Genomic DNA, 2,977 nt, shown 5'->3' on the forward strand with positions numbered 1-2,977 from the left:
CACGGCGGACCAGGAAAGATCCTGGGCCCCAGGCTTCGAGCACCGCCACCACTTTCTGCATGAACACCGCCGGCAGGGACAGGATGCCCGCATTGATGAAAATCAGGACCAGGATCCCGGGCAGCAGCCGGGGATAAAGCCCACGGGTCCGGAAGAACCGCCAGGCCATTTTCCAGCTGAAGATGTTCTTTTTCTCAGCCATGGAGCTTTTCCTCCTTTTTGGGATCCTTTTCCAGCAGGTTCTGGGACCGGGCCATTTCCTGGTAGATGGCATCGGTCCGGAGCAGCTCTCATGGGTGCCGATCCCGTGGATCCGCCCTTTGTCCAGCACCAGGATCCGGTCCGCCCGTTCCACCGAGGAAATCCGCTGGGCGATGATAAGGACGGTAGTGCCGGGGAGGGCTGTGGCCAGGGCCTCCCAGATGGCCCGGTCCGTCCGGGTATCCACGGCGGAAGTGCTGTCATCCAGGATCAGGATCTTGGGCCGTTTCAAGAGGGCCCGGGCCAGGCACAGCCGCTGTTTCTGGCCCCCGGAGAGATTCGTGCCCCCCTGCTGGATCCAGGTATCGTACCCTTTGGGCAGCCGCCGGATGAATTCGTCCGCACAGGCCTGGCGGCAGGCTTCTTCCAGCTGGGCCTGGGTGGCCCGGGGATTCCCCCACCGGAGGTTGTCCGCCACGGTACCGGAAAACAGCAGGTTTTTCTGGAGCACCATGGCTACGCTGTCCCGAAGGGCTGCCAGATCATACCGGCGCACGTCCACGCCTCCCACCCGGAGGTCACCGGCGGTCACGTCATAGAGCCGGGGGATCAGCTGGACCAGGGGAGGATTTGCCGCTGCCGGTGCCCCCCACGATGCCCATGGCTTCCCCGCTCCGGACGGACAGGGTGATGTCCCGGAGCACCGGTTCCCCGGTACTGCCTTCATACTGGAAGGAAACCCGGTCAAAGGTCACGGATCCGTCCCGGACCGTTTCCACCGGCTGTTCCGGCGAAGTGAGGGTACTTTTTTCTTCCAGCACTTCCCGGACCCGCTGGACCGACTCTTCCGTAAAGGTGAGCATCACCAGGATCATGGATACCATCATCAGGGACCCCAGGATCTGGAAGCTGTAGGTGAGCAGGGTGGAAAACTGGCCGATGTCCAGCAGCCGGCCATGGGTGGTAAGGATCAGCCGGGAGCCCTGGGTCAAAAGGAACACCATGATTCCGTAGATACAGATCTGCATCAGGGGATTGTTCAGGGCCACGATCCGTTCCCCTTTGGTGAACAGGGACTGGACCTTCGCGGGCGGTTGCGTCGAATTTGGCGATTTCCGTTTCTTCCCGGACAAAGGATTTCACCACCCGGATGCCCTTGATGTTTTCTTCCACCTTGTAGTTCAGGGCATCATACTGGGGGAAACCCTGCGAACAGCCACGGGCCAGCCGGGCGATCTTGTACAGGCCCCAGCCCAGCACCGGGATCACCACCAAAAAGCACAGGGCCATCCGGCCTCCATGTACCAGGCCATGAAAAAGGAGGCCAGCAGGTTGAAGGGGGCCCGGAACGCCGTCCGCACCAGCATCATGAAGGCCATCTGGATGTTCTGGATGTCCGTGGTGAGACGGGTCACCAGGGAGGCGGAAGAGAACCGGTCGATGTTCCCGAAGGAAAACTCCTGGATCTGGTCAGAACACGTCCTGGCGGAGATTCCGGGCAAAGCCGCAGGAGGCCCGGGCGCAGGTGATCCCGGCCGCATAGCCGCAGCCCAGGGCGCACAGGGCCATCAGGAGCAGGATCCCACTGTAATGGAGGATCCGGTCCAGGCCGCAGCCGGCCTTCACCTCGTTGACCAAGAGGGCGATCTCATAGGGGATCAGGGCCTCGAACACCACTTCCCCATCACCGTGATGGGGGTCGGGAGGGCATCCCTTTTCAATTCCCGGATGGAATGGAACATCAGCTCCAGGATTCCCGCCGAGTCCCCGCCTGCTGTTCCAGCACCGTTCCGCATTTTTCCCATAGCGATCACCTATTTCGTTTTCCAACTGCAGTTCAGTTCCCGCTGGCCAGGGCCAGGCCGTATACATGGGCCACACCGCCCCGCTTCAGGGTTTTGGCCGCCTCATCCAGGGTACTTCCGGTGGTACAGATATCGTCGCAGAGCAGCACGACTTTGATACAATGCAACGATTAGCTGGAATATGCACACCCCCGTGTGCGTATCCTAAAATATAAGTATTACGTTAATTCCTTATCCATATTTCATAAACAACACGCCTGCAATACATAAAATAATAATTACTGCATTCCAAAACCATAGATGGTTATCCGATACATATCCTTCGGAACATATAAACCGCTCTGCCAATTGAAATTGGACCCCCATTAACTCCCGACAGTTATTTGATTTCATTCGGAAATACGTCTAATGGCGTTTGGGAGCCAAGTATTTTACGGGCCGGTTATTACACCAATGAATGAATCGTCTCAGAACGATCTATAAACCGCCAACATATTCTAATGTATATGCATCATCTTTTCTTTTAATTCATAATAATCCGATTCATTTTTGATCCATAATCCTTTAGCGAAGCCATTTCCAGTGTTCCAATAGCTGTTAATTACTTTTAACGAATAGGAAATGCTATAATAAACATTTCTGTTTGTTGTAGGTTCAATGTTTTTTATGGGGTCACTAATACGATTGATTTCATAGTCTAAAATTTTATCTTTATTAAATAGTCGTCTATTTTTATAACATTCTAATTTTTTATGTATTAGTATATCTACGATTTCTTTATCGGATAAATTCTTTGCTTGTACAATAGGAATGTTATCGTCAATAATTTGCTCATTAGGTTGTACCTCATACCAGTGAAGCGGCTATGAAAACGCGCGAAAGCGTTTCACGATAAATGCGAAAACTCACACGAGTATGGAAGTCGTTCTGGTTAATATCGGCTGGCTGGCACAACCTACGAGTAGAGGACA

The 2,977-nt window shown here is 54.3% G+C and carries 2 protein-coding genes and 1 pseudogene; all 3 read right to left on the reverse strand.

Features of this window, described 5'->3' with window-relative positions; genetic code table 11:
- On the reverse strand, positions 1-202 hold a 202-nt coding region (locus tag ACGCCZ_RS06850; RefSeq protein ID WP_411655626.1), incomplete at its 3' end, for a hypothetical protein.
- Positions 195-1,955 (reverse strand): annotated as a pseudogene (locus tag ACGCCZ_RS06855) (ABC transporter ATP-binding protein). The gene ACGCCZ_RS06850 and the pseudogene ACGCCZ_RS06855, both read right to left, overlap by 8 nt.
- An 83-nt stretch (positions 1,956-2,038) precedes the next feature.
- Positions 2,039-2,173 carry a ComF family protein gene (locus ACGCCZ_RS06860; protein WP_411655627.1) on the reverse strand — a complete coding sequence of 45 codons (135 nt, stop codon included), beginning with the start codon at positions 2,171-2,173 and terminating at the stop codon, positions 2,039-2,041.
- Positions 2,174-2,977 lie beyond the last annotated feature (804 nt).

Source organism: Anaeromassilibacillus sp. SJQ-1 (genome assembly GCF_046693725.1).
Taxonomy (GTDB): Bacteria; Bacillota; Clostridia; order Oscillospirales; family Acutalibacteraceae; genus Anaeromassilibacillus.